Source organism: Enterobacter sp. fkY84-1, assembly GCF_052974705.1.
Genome location: NZ_CP169393.1, coordinates 3487829 through 3503298 on the forward strand (window position 1 = coordinate 3487829; position 15470 = coordinate 3503298).

A 15470-nucleotide genomic window follows, 5' to 3' on the forward strand; every position below is an offset into this window, starting at 1 on the left:
TCAGACCAACCAGGCTAATAGACTGCTGCCATAGGTCAGCCTAGTCTCCACACATTTTTGCTTTTTTCCCCGCTAAAACCTTAACATTCCTTAACATCACCACTTTACACTTTTCGACTAAGTCCTGACTTAATGCGGTTTTCAGCGTGGTTTACACTTTCCATTTTTTTGCGCAAAACCTTAGGATTTCTTAGGATCTGCGCAATTTTTGTGCAAAAACCCTGGCATTTCTAAGCATCAAAGGTTGATACTTTTTACGAAAAATTTAGGGATTTTCTGGCACATACCGAAGCTCTTCATAGCGAAAAACCAGTAATCACAAGGTCTGTAGGCTGGTTTACTCTTTTCATTTTTTGCCCCAAAACCTTAGAATTCCTTAGCATGCCAACTTGACACTTTTCTCCTGAAAGCCGCCTTTGACCTAAATAATTCTGTATATTTTAGGTTCGTATTTTGCCTAGAGACCGCGATAGCAAGAGTCAGAGAGTAGGTTTACCACTTTGGATGGGTGTTTTGATTGAGGCGACTCAGAGTTAAAACCTTTCCCTCTCGGCAATGGCTTACAGCGTACATTTCAACACTAACTTTCATCCTCCCCCATGTGTTCGTGGAAGCGCTTTAAACGAGCTTCATCTGTTTCAGTTGGCGTACACAATGCCTTCAGCCCCTTCACTGACCAACGGTCCCGCTCCGGATCTATATGGTCTCCTTTGCCTCGTAATTTCATCCTCAGGCAATCTGCCAGGATAAAATCTTGTATGAAGGCTATAGCATTGCCCAGCTGGTGGAACCCATGGAAATAGTGCTCGCAATCGCCGGGTTCGTGATGAAGCCTGACAACCTCTTCTCCGTCTTCATCACACAGATACTCTATATCGTATGAAATTAGTTGGGTGGCGGCTTCCTGCAGCTGTTTCGCTTCTTCCTGGCTTTGCGCCGCAAGAAACTTATCCTGATTGGTATGAATCCATTTAATTACCTGCGAAGCAGACAGGACCAGGTAGTCCTTCCTCTCAGAATGTTCGTTGCCATGCTGCATTTGTTTGGTAGCTTCAACGTCAATCTTGTTACCGGACATCACTACTTCGCCCTTGGCTACCCATCCATAAACTGTCTGGCGGCTAACTCCACAATGATGGGCATAAGCAGTTTTTGTTAAAAGCATTTCATAATCTCATTTTTTGAGATAAGTTAATAAAAAACCTAATGATGAGTGATTTTTTATGGATCCGTTATTATCTCAAATATTAATTAGTGGTACTGGAGAAGCTGTTAAAGTAATGACTGAAAAACTCCTTTCTTCCAACTGGTTGAGAGGAACTGAGGAAAGTATAGGAATAGTAGAACAGCTCGATAATCCTGAAGTACGTTCAAAGTATATTGAGAAACATGTTTCAAATGCTCTCCGCATGCGAACACTCCACCAGCGTGAGCATGACATCTTGCTTAATGAAATATACTTCCCCTTAACAATAAAAAACATCGCAAATGATGATAACATAACCATAAATGATGACTGTATTATATCGCACTCCCGAATATTAAACATCATAGGTATTGCAGGGCAAGGTAAAAGTACCATATTAAGAAAACTGTTCCAAAATGAAATAAACTCTGGCAACAGAATACCTTTTTTTCTCGAACTTAGAAGGATAGAAAAGGGATCAATTTTAGAATTCTTCAAGCTAACGATTGAATCGCTTGGAATTGATATTAATCGTAAAGAAAATCACGTAGAGCTTTTGCTTCAGTCGGGTAAAATTGTTTTGATGCTCGATGGCTTTGATGAGGTTAAAGCTAGTTCAAGACTTGAGATTTTATCTCAAATAAAAGAATTGAATGTTAGATATAACTGTCCTGTTATAGTTACCAGTCGACCAGAAACTGAAATATGCAGGGAAACATCTATTAACAATCTTATGGTGAAAGAGTTAGATGAAGAAAGCCAACTCGGCATTTTGAAAGTTCTTTCCACTGAAGCAGAATATAATGAAATATCTAGTGTAATTATCGACAACGCTCAACTTAAAGAAACACTTAAAACTCCAATCCTTATTAATCTTTTATATGTATGCTATCCGTACTGGGATGAGTTACCAAGTAACGTAGTAGAGTTTTACAATAAGCTTTATATAACACTATACTTGAAACATGACAGAATGAAGTCATGGGCCAGAGAACGAAAATCATCCTTAAATACTGATGATTCCCTTTGGTGCTTTTCTGCTCTATGTTACTTTTCCATGAAAGATGAAGTATTTGAGTTCGATACGAAAACACTAGCCAAATATGCGAGGAAAGCACTCAATGCGGCAAGCATTGATACTAGACAGTGTGAGGATTTTGTCGATGATATAATTAACATTACTTGTTTGATACAGCAAGATGGTTTAGACCGCTTTGTTTACTTACACAAATCAGTGCAGGAATACCATGCAGCCTATACTATCAGTAATCTTCCTAAAGAAATAAAATTGAAATTTTATGAATCAATTTCAGAAAGCTTAGCATCAAATGACAAATTTGATAATGTGCTGAACTTTCTACATTACATTGATAAAGATGTCTTTCAGGAACAAATCTCAATAAAATTCTTTGAAAAGCTTGGCTTGGCAGACATAGCAAACGCTGACCTTGAAACCGTCTGTGAACTTATATTACAGAAGGCGAGGGGTTTGAGTATATATGCTGAACCCACAAGAAATAACCAGTTAACCTGGCAAGAGGTGGAAGTAATATCGCAAGTGTTTGGAATCGATGCGTTATACATTATGACTGGTGGTCCTCGATTCTATAGTGAGTCTATTGATGACCCAATACTTGAAGTAGCGAATATTGATTTCGAAAAAGCAGAAATTGAAAGGTATGAATATTCAATAGTTACCACCCCGCTTGCTAAAAAATTAAATTTGAAAAGATACAAGGTAAATCTTGCAAGTTTTATTTTAGAGCATGATTTACATAATGAAGTTGCACACAGACTAAAGAGAAGGGCCGAAGACTATTACCACTCAGTATATACCCCATTAATCAAAGCCAAGCAAAAAAGGAAAAAAGCACTGTATAAAGAATTTGAAATAAAGCGCGAACTCTAAATCATTGGCATTATTAAACTGAAAGATAGGCTAAAGAAAACAATCTACTTAGCCTATCTTTTGCTTACAGTTCCACCCTCAATGGTTTTGCAAAAGCTATTATTAGATACTTCATAAATAACCTTTATCTTTGATATGATTTTATGAAAGGCATCTAAAATTATCGCAAATCAAAGACTAGAATACTGCAGAAAGATAACAATTGTTGACTTGCTTGCATAAGTTAAATATTTTCACTATCCAGCATATATTGAAAAAATTAAAACTTATCAGTCCTAGTCATATTCACAGCCTGATGTATGTCCTTCAACTGTTCCTGTTTGATACGCCTCACCAGCCCATCCGCATCCACGCAACCAGCGGTTATGTTTGACGAGAGTAATACTCCGCTGCAAGTTCTGAAACGTGGACAGCGTTCTTTTCAGCTTCAATTTTTGCTATCGCCTCAGCCTTGCGTTGTTGATTCTCTGCAGCCATGTCATGCCCAAGAGCGACACGTGCTGCAAGTTCTTTAGCAATCTCCCTTGCTTTAGCAAGCTGGATAACAGAATAAGAACCAATCATCAAGGTCCGAGGCGTGCCGGTAAGTTTGTATCGAAAACACCAGTATGGAGTTTTGTCTTCTTTGCGAAAGCGGAGATAAAGTCCTTCGCCATCGGACCTCCCCTCGAATCGTTCGCCACTCTGATCCACGCTCGGATCTGCATATCGGTAAGTTTTGGCATGCACGTATACCTGGCAATCTACTCGTACATCTAAAAGTGTACCCAAAACGACATAACAGAATGCTGGGTACACCTAAAGGATGCACTTTCTTGTATTCTTATGACAGCTCCTGAAAACAAAAAAGCCCGAAATATTCGGGCTTTAGGATGCTTATAATAGCTAGCAAATCACTATGAAGCTTATTTGCTTTTCTTAATGTGCTTGATCAGGCGCTTACGCTTACGCATCTGGTTTGGCGTCAGGGTGTTGCGCTTGTTGGCAAACGGGTTTTCCCCTTCCTTGAACTGAATACGGATAGGCGTGCCCATCACGTCCAGCGATTTACGGAAGTAGTTCATCAGGTAGCGCTTGTAGGAATCCGGCAGGTCTTTCACCTGGTTGCCGTGAATCACCACGATTGGTGGGTTATAACCACCAGCGTGGGCGTATTTCAGCTTCACGCGACGACCGCGCACCAGCGGCGGCTGATGGTCTTCCGCAGCCATATTCATAATACGGGTCAGCATGGCGGTGCTCTGACGACGGGTGGAGCTGTCGTAAGCTTCGCGCACGGATTCGAACAGGTTACCCACGCCACTGCCGTGCAGCGCAGAGATGAAGTGCACGCGGGCAAAGTCGATAAAGCCCAGACGGAAGTCGAGGGTCTCTTTCACCTGCTCACGAACCTCGTTGCTCAGGCCATCCCATTTGTTGACTACGATAACCAGTGAGCGCCCACTATTGAGGATAAAGCCGAGCAGAGAGAGGTCCTGATCGGAGATACCTTCGCGTGCGTCAATGACGAGCAGCACGACGTTGGCATCTTCGATCGCCTGCAGGGTTTTGATAACGGAGAATTTTTCCACCACATCGGTGATTTTCCCGCGCTTACGTACCCCGGCAGTGTCGATGAGGACATACTCACGCTCATCGCGCTGCATCGGGATGTAGATGCTGTCGCGGGTGGTGCCCGGCATGTCGTAAACGACCACGCGCTCTTCACCCAGAATACGGTTAGTAAGTGTAGACTTACCTACATTTGGACGGCCCACGATAGCCAGCTTGATCGGCAGATCCTGCGGGTTGAAGTCGTCTTCAGGCTCTTCTTCTTCGCCCTCTTCTCCGTCTTCAAACTGTGCCCAGTATTCAGCGTCTTCGTCCACCTCTTCCGGCGGGTTCACTTCGTCAACCCACGGCAGCAGAACGGTTTCCAGCAGGCTGGTGACGCCACGGCCATGCGATGCCGCGATAGGATAGATGTCGCCCAGGCCCAGAGACCAGAAATCCGCGATGGCCTGATCGGCATCGATGCCGTCGGTTTTGTTCGCCACCAGGAAGGTTGGCTTTTCGCGTGAACGCAGGTGTTTAGCGATAGCGGAGTCCGCCGGCATCAGGCCAGCGCGTGCATCCACCATGAACAGCACCACGTCCGCTTCTTCAATCGCCAGCAGCGACTGTTCCGCCATGCGGGTTTCCACGCCGTCTTCTGTGCCGTCAATACCACCGGTATCAATACAGATGAACTCGCGTCCTTCCACCTCTGCACGACCGTACTTACGGTCACGCGTCAGCCCCGGGAAATCCGCAACCAGCGCATCACGGGTGCGTGTTAAACGGTTAAAAAGAGTGGATTTTCCAACGTTAGGGCGCCCGACAAGCGCGACCACAGGTACCATGTTTGAAGCCTCATAAAATTCAAAATAACGTCGCTTTCGCGGCGTTTTTAAAAATGTCAAAACGGCTCCTGAGTGAACAGGAGCCGTTTAGTATACTACAACCGCCGGGTAATTAACGCGTGATCGCGTACAGCGTGCCGTCTTTTGCCTGAATCAGCAGTTTGCCGTCGGCCACAACCGGGTCGGTCAGGAAACCGGAGCTGTCGACTTTTTGCTGCGCAACAAAGCGGCCGTTATCCGGATCGATCCAGTGCATATACCCTTCGCTGTCGCCGACAACCAGGCTACCGTTGTACAGCGCTGGCGCAGTCAGCAGACGGTGCAGCAGGTCGCTTTGCGTCCACAGCGTCACGCCGCCTTCGGTACTGAGGGCCAGCAGACGGTCGTTCTGGTCAACCATATAGATGCGGTTACCCTCAACGATGAAATCATTTACCGAGCCCAGCTCACGTTTCCACATGATCTGGCCGCTGCGCAGATCCAGCGCGGTCAGGTTGCCGTTGTAGGCCAGCGCGTAAACCACACCGTTAACGATAACCGGCGTTGTGTCCACGTCGCTCAGACGGTCAATTTCCGTTGAGCCTGTGGCCTGAGAGATACGCTGCTGCCAGATCATCTGGCCCTGCTGCATCAGCACGGCGCTCACGCGACCGTTGTCACCGCCCACAATGGCAGCACCAAATGCGGTAGCCGGGGCAGATTCGCCGCGCAGAGAGAGCGCAGGCATATCCAGGTTAACGGTCCATTTCACCAGACCGTCCGCTTCGTTCAGCGCCTGCAGCTGACCGTTGCTGGTATGAATCAGCACCAGCCCGTCGCTTACTACCGGACGCGACAGGGATTCACCCGCCACGGTTGTTTGCCAGGCAATGGAGCCGTCGCTGCTGTTCAGGGCATAAACCTGCGCTTTTTCACTGCCCACGTAGACGTGGCCACCGGCAACGGTCAGGCCGCCAGACAGCAGTGCCGGCTTACGGGAGAACCAGCCTTCTTTTTCCGCCAGGTTAACGGACCACACTTCTTTTCCGTCATCCGCGTTCACCGCTTTCACGGTACCTTTGCGGTCAGCCGCATAGACAACGCTGTCTGCATACGCTGGATGAAGGTTGGAATAGAAATCACCAATCCCACTGCCCACGGAGACATCCCACGCGGTGGATGGGGTAAACTGGTTTTCAACCGTCGGCAGTGGGGACATTTTCACAACGTCTTCTTCGCCACTGAACAGTGAACAACCACTCAATAACGTAACAGAAAGCAGTCCTGGCAGAAGTAATTTACGCAATTGCATCGGGTCCCTCTCAGACGGACAAATTATTTATTTTCATCTGCATCATTTCGCTCAGCGCAGGTGAAGCATTGCTCTCTACGCCAGCTTGCCACGCTTTACGCGCGCCCGCTTTGTCACCTTTGCTCAGCAGTGCTTCACCGCGCAGATCGGCAACGATGGCAGCAAAACCTTCGCCTTTGATGGTATCGAGCGTTTTCAGCGCATCGTCAGCTTTCTTCTGCTGAACCTGAATACGTGCCAGGCGCAGATTGATCACCGCTTTCAGGTTTTCATCACTGGCGGCAGCAAGGCCCTGAGACAGCTGTGCTACGGCTTTATCCAGTTCGTTCTTATCAACGTACTGCTGAGCCACTTCCAGCGCAGCCAGTGCACCGTAGGTGTTTTTGTTGTCAGCCGCAAATTTTTCTGCCGCCGTCAGCGTTTGCGGCTGATCGGCACGAATTGCGCTCACGGTATTTTCATAGGACAGGGACGCGCCGCGCGCGGAATCCGCCTGATGATTGTTCCAGTAACGCCAGCCTACCAGCGCACCGACACCTAAAATAACCCCAACAACCAGCGCTTTGCCGTTTTCAGCAAAGAAGCGTTTAATCGCGTCGACCTGATCGTGTTCGTTCTCGTAAATTTCCACGCAGTCCTTCTCCTTAGCCCAATAGAGTGCGCAAGTGCGCCGCAACGCCGTCCTGCGTTACCGTTGTCTGCTCACCAGAGCGCAGGTCTTTCACCACCACTTCGCCGTTGGCCACTTCGGACTCACCCAGCACCAGTGCGATACTTGCGCCCCACTTATCGGCACGAGCAAACTGTTTTTTGAAGTTGCCGCCGCCATGGTTGGTCATCAGCTTAACGCCCGGCAGCGCATCGCGCACGCGTTCGGCAAGCTGCATTGCCGCAGACTGCGTTTCCGCGCCTGAGGCCACCAGGTATATATCGACAACGGAATCTGCTTTAAATTCCGGATTAACTGCCTGAACCAGCAAAACAAGTCGCTCAAGACCCATCGCGAAGCCTACAGCAGGTGCTGCGCGACCGCCAAGTTGCTCAACCAGACCGTCATAACGACCGCCCGCGCACACGGTGCCCTGAGAGCCGAGGCTCGTGGTCACCCACTCAAACACGGTACGGTTGTAGTAGTCCAGACCGCGTACCAGGCGCTGGTTTACGGTGTAGGCGATGCCAGCCGCTTCAAGCAGCTTGCACAGGCCCGCGAAGTGTTCGCGAGATTCTTCATCCAGATAATCACCCAGCGCAGGCGCATCGTTCAGCAGTGCCTGAACATCTGCGTTTTTGGAATCCAGAACGCGCAGCGGGTTGCTGTACATGCGACGTTTGCAGTCTTCGTCCAGCTTCTCTTTATGCTGTTCCAGGAACGCCACCAGCGCATCGCGGTAGTTAGCGCGCGCTTCCAGAGAACCGATAGAGTTCAGCTCGAGGGAAACGTGATCGGCAATACCGAGCGCACGCCACCAGCGGGCGGTCAGCATAATCAGTTCAGCGTCGATGTCCGGGCCCTGCAGGCCAAAGACTTCCACACCCAGCTGATTGAACTGGCGATAACGCCCTTTCTGAGGACGTTCGTGGCGGAACATCGGGCCGATATACCACAGGCGCTGCTCCTGATTGTACAGAAGACCATGTTCGATGCCGGCGCGTACGCAGCCCGCCGTCCCTTCCGGACGCAGGGTCAGGCTGTCGCCGTTGCGGTCCTCAAAGGTGTACATCTCTTTTTCAACCACGTCGGTGACTTCACCAATCGCGCGTTTGAATAACGGGGTCTGCTCTACAATCGGCAAACGGATTTCGCTGTAACCGTAGCTGCCGAGCACCTGCTTCAGCGTGCCTTCAATGCGCTGCCAGATGGCGGTTTCGCCAGGCAGATAATCGTTCATGCCGCGGATGGCTTGAATGTTTTTTGCCACGTTTATTCTCTTTCTATATACAAAAAAAACCCAAAGAATGGGTTCAATCATACATGGGAAGCTCGCGGCTTCCCATCACGTTATTTTTCAACCTGCTGAACGTTGATACGCTGTGTCTCGTCCATCATGGCGGCTTTCGCGCGGATGCGGGCTTCAAGCTGGTCGATCATGTCGCTATTATCCAGACGATCTTTACGAACGCCATCTTCATAGAGACCACTTTTCTTGTTACCGCCGGTCACGCCGAGGGTTGACACCAGTGCTTCACCCGGACCGTTCACCACGCAGCCGATGATAGAGACGTCCATCGGGGTGATAATGTCTTCCAGACGTTGCTCCAGGGCATTCACCGTCCCTATCACATCAAACTCCTGACGCGAACAGGTTGGGCAGGCAATGAAGTTGATCCCACGCGCGCGAATACGCAGCGACTTCAGGATATCGAAACCGACCTTGATCTCTTCGACCGGATCGGCCGCCAGCGAGACGCGCAGGGTGTCACCGATCCCTTCAGAGAGCAGCAGCCCCAGACCGATCGCGGATTTTACCGAGCCGCTACGCAGGCCACCCGCTTCGGTGATCCCGAGGTGCAGAGGCTGGTCGATCTGCTTTGCCAGCAGGCGATAAGATTCTACGGCCAGGAACACATCGGAGGCTTTTACGCTGACTTTGAACTGATCGAAGTTGAGACGATCGAGATGATCGACGTGACGCATCGCGGATTCGAGCAGCGCCTGTGGCGTCGGCTCACCGTATTTTTCCTGCAGATCTTTTTCCAGCGAACCGGCGTTAACGCCGATACGGATAGGAATATTTTTATCGCGGGCGCAGTCCACAACCATGCGGATACGCTCTTCGTTACCGATGTTGCCCGGGTTAATACGCAGACAATCGACGCCGTATTCGGCCACTTTCAGTGCGATGCGGTAGTCGAAGTGAATATCCGCCACCAGCGGAACGCTGACCTGCTGTTTGATCAGTTTGAACGCCTCAGCGGCATCCATGGTCGGGACGGAGACGCGAACAATGTCCGCGCCTACACGTTCTAATGCTTTGATTTGATTGACCGTCGCTTCCACATCGGTGGTGCGCGTGTTGGTCATCGACTGAACGGCGATAGGTGCCCCATCGCCGATTGGCACATTCCCAACGTAAATCCGTTTCGATTTTCTACGTTGAATCGGAGCCTGGTTATGCATGAAAAATCTCCCGCGTTGCCCGTCTGTTACTGTGCTGCTGATTGTTCGGCATTAACGGTAAGACGTGCAACCTGGTTAGTTCTGATAAAGCGGCTCAGGTCGACAGGTTTTCCTTGATACTGGATCTGTACCGCTGCCGGAGCGCCGATTTTAAGTTTATAGGGAGCCTGGCCTGTTAGGTTTAACGTGCCATCTTTGCGCTGCAGGCCGCTGAACAGTTTTTTACCTGTCGCGTCAGTGACTTCCAGCCAGCAGTCGGCGCTGAAGTTCATTACCAGCGCATTAGGGTCGGCTGCTGTTGTCGCCGTACCCGCCGGGCTGGTTGGCAGAGACGCTGCGGTATTGTCTGCAGGCTGAGTAGCTGCAGGCGCGTTCGCCGCCGTATCAACATTTGCCTGAGAAGGGGCAACCACCGCATTTTGATCCTGAGCCTGCGGCGCAGCGGTGTTAGCCGTTGCTGCTGGAGCCTGCGCAGCATTGGTCGCTGTCGCATCTGGCGCTGCGGTCTGTGGCTCGCTGGAAGTCGCTGCACCGTCGGTATTCAGCGGCACGCTCTGGGCGTTATCCGTTCCGGCCTGGTTGAGTTCGGCGGAGGATTGATCGGCCATGGTGGTGATCTCTTCCTGCTGCGCCTTGTGGTTTTGCCACCACCATGCTCCGGTCAGACCGATCACCACAAACAGCACCAGCCAGGTAAAGCTCATCAGCCAGCCATCACGTTTTTTACGACGTTTCCCCAGGGAGAAGGTCTGCATCGGCGCAACTTTTGCTGCACGGACCGGCGCCTGCTTCTCCATCATTGGCAGTAATTCGTTTTCGGGGATGTGCACCAGTTTTGCGTAAGAGCGGATATAACCGCGCAAGAACGTTGAAGCCAGATCGGCAGGCGCCTTATCTTCTTCAATATCGCGAACCGTGGAAACCTTCAGGCACAAGCGTTCCGCAACGGCTTGCTGGCTGAGTCCGAGTTGTTCACGGGCGTTGCGAAGACGAACGCCAGTGGAGAGTGCTTCATGTTGGTCGTGAGTGGCTTCAGTATTCATTCGCTACAACTACTGGTACGTGAAAAATAAGGGTTCAGGCGCCGGTGAGTCACAATGCCACCCGCACCGCGAAACTTCTGGTCAGTTAACCTTGAACAGAGAGTATAAGACTGTCAGCCCGGAGATGACAGTACAGCCCTGCCCGTACGGCTAAACTGTTGTTACGTCGTTACATACTGCCCGAAAGTAGGATGAAACGCACCGTAATTATTGATCAGTCTTCACGAATCTGACTGATTATTCAGTAAGGTTATGTCTCACGGCGCAGATAATGCGCCGCGAGTGCATAATAATCAAACAGCTTTAACCGCGATCGTCTCGCCCTGCATGCGTTTACGCAGGGTACGCTTGGTACGGTCAATAACATCACCAGCCAGCTGTCCACATGCGGCATCAATATCATCACCACGTGTTTTACGCACGATGGTGGTGAAACCATACTCCATCAGCACCTTGGAGAAACGGTCGATACGGCTGTTCGAGCTACGGCCATACGGCGCGCCCGGGAACGGGTTCCATGGGATCAGGTTGATTTTACATGGCGTATCTTTCAGCAGTTCAGCCAACTGATGCGCATGTTCGGTGCCGTCGTTGACGTGGTCCAGCATCACGTACTCGATGGTCACGCGGCCTTGGTTGGCGTTGGATTTCTCCAGGTAGCGACGTACTGCGGCGAGGAAGGTTTCGATATTGTACTTTTTGTTGATCGGCACAATTTCGTCACGAATTTCATCGTTTGGTGCGTGCAGGGAGATCGCCAGCGCGACGTCAATCATGTCGCCGAGCTTGTCCAGCGCAGGCACAACGCCTGAGGTCGACAGCGTGACGCGACGCTTGGACAGGCCAAAGCCAAAGTCATCCAGCATGATTTCCATCGCCGGAACGACGTTGGTCAGGTTCAGCAGCGGTTCACCCATCCCCATCATTACCACGTTGGTGATAGGGCGCGTGCCGGTGACTTTTGCCGCGCCCACGATTTTCGCGGCACGCCAGACCTGGCCGATAATTTCTGAAACACGCAGGTTACGGTTAAAGCCTTGCTGCGCGGTTGAGCAGAATTTGCACTCCAGCGCACAGCCAACCTGGGAGGAGACGCACAGCGTCGCGCGGTCTTCTTCCGGGATGTAGACGGTTTCAACGCGCTGATCGCCGACCGCAATCGCCCATTTGATGGTGCCATCCGCGGAGCGCTGCTCTTCCACCACTTCCGGTGCACGGATTTCAGCCACTTCTTTGAGCTTATTGCGCAGGACCTTGTTGATGTCAGTCATGTCATCAAAATTGTCGCTGCAGTAATGGTACATCCACTTCATGACCTGATCGGCACGAAACGGCTTTTCGCCCATCTCTTTAAAGAACTCGCGCATCTGCTGACGGTTCAGATCCAGCAGGTTGATTTTTCCATTTTTATTGGGAACCGCAGGAATGGCGACTTCGGAGGTATTCACTAATTCAGACATAATATTTACCGGCCTCGTTGTTACACGTTATGGCCCATGGAGGGTTGAATAGAAACGCCCCGGAAAGCGGTCTGCTCGTCCGGGGCGTTGCATTGTACAAAGTCTGGCGCAGGGATGCCACGTCTGGACGCGGCATTTACGAAAATAATGTGTAAACGAAACCGTTAAATTAACGGGTACGTGGACACACTTCGCCTTCTGCGAAGAAGAAAGCGATTTCGCGTGCAGCAGATTCAACAGAGTCAGAACCGTGGGTGCCGTTCTCGGTGAAGCTGTCAGCGTAGTCAGCGCGCAGAGTTCCTGCCAGCGCGTTGTCCGGGTTGGTTGCACCCAGCAGATCGCGGTGACGCTGTACGGCGTTTTCGCCTTCCAGTACGGATACCACGATTGGACCGGAGGTCATGAACTCAACCAGGCCGTCAAAGAATGGGCGACCTTCGTGCTCAGCGTAGAAGCCGCGCGCCTGCTCAACGGTCAGGTGCAGCATTTTGGTGCCAACAATTTTGAACCCTGCAGATTCAAAGCGAGCGAAGATGCTGCCAATAACGTTTTTTGCCACCGCGTTTGGTTTGATGATGGAAAAAGTACGTTCAATAGCCATGATAACCTCTGTCAATGTTCTGTTGTTTTGCATACCTGAGTATGGTGTGGCGCGGATTATAATGAGCAATGGCGCCATTGCCTATGGATTCAGGTAACATTTTTTTAAAATAAGACGAGTTTTAGCAACAGCTCACATCAGAAAGCTGTTTTCAGGTCACTGAAGCGTAAAATTCACCGTCGCGACCTGCCCGGTCTCATCCATAACGAGTAACTGATAATCGCCCGACTTATCAAGCTGTAATGTGTAAACGCTTCCTTTCACATTCAGCGGTTCACCGTTCAAAAACCACCAGCGCTCACCGCTGTTGCCGGTCGCCTGAAGCGGCAGCGAAACGCGGGATTCCCCCGGCAGACGTTTAATAACGGCCCCTTCACGCACGCCGGTCAGAATGAGTGGCGCAGGTGCGTCCTGCAAGAGTGGAGGACAAATTCTTGATGAAGGCGGAATCCGTACCGCACGACGCTCGGTTGCAGGCAGCCACGGCTCCAGCGGCAGCGGCCATACATCCAGGACTTTTTCAGTAGCATCCGGGCAATCTGCGGCCACGCGTTTGCCGGTTTTATCCAGCCAGACCGGGAAACGGATCCCGCGTATGCCCTCCTGTTCGGGCAGGAGCAGCGTGGGCGGTTCACTGCCTTCCAGCAGCCAGGTCGACAGGCGACGTCGACAGTTTTCGCTGCCTTCCGGTAGCGACTGGCCGCCCGGCCAGCAGATCACGCCCCGCCCGACGCTTGCCGGACGCGGATCGCGCGGCAGACGGGCTTCGTCTACCGTTGAGCGCGACTGAAGCAGGTTATTGACCTGGTTTAATAGCGGAACCGCGCTGGCAAACCCGAACTGTCCCGCCACGGGCGTGCCGTCCGGTCGTCCGGTCCAGATGCCTATCACATAACGGGCATTCAGACCGATGGCCCAGGCATCACGGTAGCCGTAGCTGGTACCGGTTTTCCACGCCAGCGGCGCAACCTGCGGTAGCGCATTATCCGGCAGCGGCTGCGCTTCATTGGCCAGAATACGGCGAATAATCCACGCCGAGCCCGGTGATAACAGCGGACGTTCAGTTAGCGGATCGCCTGGCTGCAGGCGCAGCCTACCCGCCTTACCGTGTCGGGCAAAAGCACTGTAGGCAGCGGCGATATCTGCCAGCCGCGCGCCTGCCCCGCCGAGGATCAGAGACAGATTCGGCTGCGCCCCCGCAGGCAGGATCAGCGGCAAGCCTGCGTTGCTCAGCATCCCGGCAAATCGTTTTGGTCCGTAGGCTTCCAGCACCTGAACGGCAGGCAGGTTGAGGGAACGTACCAGCGCTTCACTCATGCTGACCGGTCCATGAAACCCGCTGTCAAAATTCCCGGGCCGATAGTCACCGGTTTTTCTGGGAACGTCCTGAAGCAGCGAGGCGGGATGGATCAGGCCATCATCCAGCGCCATGCCGTAGATAAAAGGTTTTAACACCGATCCCGGCGATCGGATCGCATTGACCATATCCACATGGCTAAAACGCGTGTCATCGTTGATATCCACCGATCCCACCCAGCCGCGCACTTTCATATCGGTATGATCGACCACGATCATCGCCAGCGAGCTGCGTGCCGGCAGGCGGGACTTCCAGTTCATCGCCAGCTCTTCCAGCTGCAGCTGCAGTCCGGCATCCAGCGTGGTGACAATTTTCGTGTCGCGACTTTTGCCGAGCATCATGCGTGCAAAGAGCGGCGCCAGCTGCGGCATCTGCCGGGGCGCCAGCCATACTGATTCTTCACGGGACTCTTTGACCTGCTTTGCGGACCAGACGCCCTGCGTCGCCATGCGGTCGAGCACTTTATTGCGCGCCGCTTCGGCCCGTTCAGGCCAGCGATCCGGGCGTAAACGACTCGGTGCCTGCGGCAGCACCGCCAGCAGCGCCGCGTCGGAATAGCTGAGCTGCGACGGCGGCTTGCCGAGATACGTCCAGCTTGCCGCACCCACGCCCTGCAGCGTACCGCCAAATGGGGCGCGATTGAGATAGAGCGTGAGGATTTCGCGTTTGGAAAGATGCCACTCCAGCTGCATGGCACGCCAGAGCTGGCGAATTTTACCGCCAAAGGTGCGCGGATGCGGGTCCAGCAGTCGCGCGACCTGCATGGTGAGCGTGCTTCCGCCAGAGATGACTTTCCCGGAACTGAGATCCTGCCAGGCGGCACGCAGGACAGAAAGCGGGTTTACGCCGGGATGATCCCAGAACCAGCGATCTTCGTACTGGATCAGCGCCTCAAGATAACGGGGAGAGACCTCTTCGATCGTAACCGGATAGCGCCAGATCCCGTCGCTATCGGCAAAACGCCAGAGCGGCGTGCCCTTCTCATCCACCACCACCCGGGCAGGGTTAACCTCTTTCAGCGGCAACGGCCACAGGCGGTCGGCGGCGACAATCAGCCCCCATAAAACGAGAAGCGCTCCCGCCAGCCACAGCCAGCGGGAGCGTGTCAAACGTGCCATTCGCAT

General features: G+C 51.8%; 11 protein-coding genes and 1 pseudogene. 1 reads left to right on the forward strand and 11 read right to left on the reverse strand.

Going from position 1 to position 15470, the window contains the following annotated elements; genetic code table 11:
* Nucleotides 1-580 precede the first annotated feature (580 nt).
* A complete protein-coding gene (locus ACEPLT_RS16625; RefSeq protein WP_232929003.1) occupies nucleotides 581-1165 on the reverse strand; it encodes a hypothetical protein in 585 nt (194 codons plus the stop codon).
* 58 nt (nucleotides 1166-1223) lie between these two features.
* Between ACEPLT_RS16625 and ACEPLT_RS16630 the strand changes: the two genes are divergently transcribed.
* On the forward strand, nucleotides 1224-3095 hold the full coding sequence (locus ACEPLT_RS16630) for an NACHT domain-containing protein (RefSeq protein WP_232928996.1): 1872 nt from the start codon (nucleotides 1224-1226) through the stop codon (nucleotides 3093-3095).
* 369 nt (nucleotides 3096-3464) lie between these two features.
* Here ACEPLT_RS16630 and ACEPLT_RS16635 read toward each other — a convergent pair.
* From ACEPLT_RS16635 to pbpC, 10 genes and pseudogenes are all read right to left on the reverse strand, one after another.
* A pseudogene (locus tag ACEPLT_RS16635) lies at nucleotides 3465-3820 on the reverse strand (Arm DNA-binding domain-containing protein); the annotation flags it as partial.
* A gap of 180 nt (nucleotides 3821-4000) precedes the next feature.
* Nucleotides 4001-5476: a ribosome biogenesis GTPase Der gene (gene der / locus ACEPLT_RS16640; protein ID WP_061714918.1), complete on the reverse strand. Its 1476-nt coding sequence runs from the start codon at nucleotides 5474-5476 to the stop codon at nucleotides 4001-4003.
* 112 nt (nucleotides 5477-5588) lie between these two features.
* Entirely contained in the window at nucleotides 5589-6767 is a 1179-nt protein-coding gene (bamB, locus tag ACEPLT_RS16645) for an outer membrane protein assembly factor BamB (protein ID WP_232928994.1), read from the reverse strand.
* Nucleotides 6768-6777: 10 nt separating this feature from the next.
* Complete coding sequence (locus ACEPLT_RS16650; protein WP_008502136.1) at nucleotides 6778-7398, reverse strand: YfgM family protein; 621 nt, start codon at nucleotides 7396-7398, stop codon at nucleotides 6778-6780.
* A gap of 13 nt (nucleotides 7399-7411) precedes the next feature.
* Nucleotides 7412-8686 carry a histidine--tRNA ligase gene (gene hisS, locus ACEPLT_RS16655; RefSeq protein ID WP_032622984.1) on the reverse strand — a complete coding sequence of 425 codons (1275 nt, stop codon included), beginning with the start codon at nucleotides 8684-8686 and terminating at the stop codon, nucleotides 7412-7414.
* Nucleotides 8687-8766: 80 nt separating this feature from the next.
* Nucleotides 8767-9885, reverse strand: a complete 1119-nt coding sequence (gene ispG / locus ACEPLT_RS16660; RefSeq protein ID WP_008502138.1) for a flavodoxin-dependent (E)-4-hydroxy-3-methylbut-2-enyl-diphosphate synthase — start codon at nucleotides 9883-9885, stop codon at nucleotides 8767-8769.
* A gap of 26 nt (nucleotides 9886-9911) precedes the next feature.
* A complete protein-coding gene (gene rodZ / locus ACEPLT_RS16665) occupies nucleotides 9912-10928 on the reverse strand; it encodes a cytoskeleton protein RodZ (protein ID WP_032675331.1) in 1017 nt (338 codons plus the stop codon).
* Nucleotides 10929-11221: 293 nt separating this feature from the next.
* Nucleotides 11222-12388, reverse strand: a complete 1167-nt coding sequence (locus ACEPLT_RS16670; protein WP_014171168.1) for a bifunctional tRNA (adenosine(37)-C2)-methyltransferase TrmG/ribosomal RNA large subunit methyltransferase RlmN — start codon at nucleotides 12386-12388, stop codon at nucleotides 11222-11224.
* A gap of 169 nt (nucleotides 12389-12557) precedes the next feature.
* Nucleotides 12558-12989: a nucleoside-diphosphate kinase gene (gene ndk / locus ACEPLT_RS16675; protein ID WP_003860625.1), complete on the reverse strand. Its 432-nt coding sequence runs from the start codon at nucleotides 12987-12989 to the stop codon at nucleotides 12558-12560.
* Between the two features lie 156 nt (nucleotides 12990-13145).
* Complete coding sequence (pbpC, locus tag ACEPLT_RS16680; protein WP_032675332.1) at nucleotides 13146-15470, reverse strand: peptidoglycan glycosyltransferase PbpC; 2325 nt, start codon at nucleotides 15468-15470, stop codon at nucleotides 13146-13148.

Bases quoted from the DNA above. Each gene is read 5' to 3' on its own strand.
- ACEPLT_RS16630 (WP_232928996.1), top strand. From the start codon at position 1,224: ATGGATCCGTTATTATCTCAAATATTAATTAGTGGTACTGGAGAAGCT.
- ACEPLT_RS16625 (WP_232929003.1), bottom strand. From the start codon at position 1,165: ATGCTTTTAACAAAAACTGCTTATGCCCATCATTGTGGAGTTAGCCGC.
- ispG (WP_008502138.1), bottom strand. From the start codon at position 9,885: ATGCATAACCAGGCTCCGATTCAACGTAGAAAATCGAAACGGATTTAC.
- der (WP_061714918.1), bottom strand. From the start codon at position 5,476: ATGGTACCTGTGGTCGCGCTTGTCGGGCGCCCTAACGTTGGAAAATCC.
- ndk (WP_003860625.1), bottom strand. From the start codon at position 12,989: ATGGCTATTGAACGTACTTTTTCCATCATCAAACCAAACGCGGTGGCA.
- ACEPLT_RS16670 (WP_014171168.1), bottom strand. From the start codon at position 12,388: ATGTCTGAATTAGTGAATACCTCCGAAGTCGCCATTCCTGCGGTTCCC.
- bamB (WP_232928994.1), bottom strand. From the start codon at position 6,767: ATGCAATTGCGTAAATTACTTCTGCCAGGACTGCTTTCTGTTACGTTA.
- rodZ (WP_032675331.1), bottom strand. From the start codon at position 10,928: ATGAATACTGAAGCCACTCACGACCAACATGAAGCACTCTCCACTGGC.
- pbpC (WP_032675332.1), bottom strand. From the start codon at position 15,470: ATGCGAATGGCACGTTTGACACGCTCCCGCTGGCTGTGGCTGGCGGGA.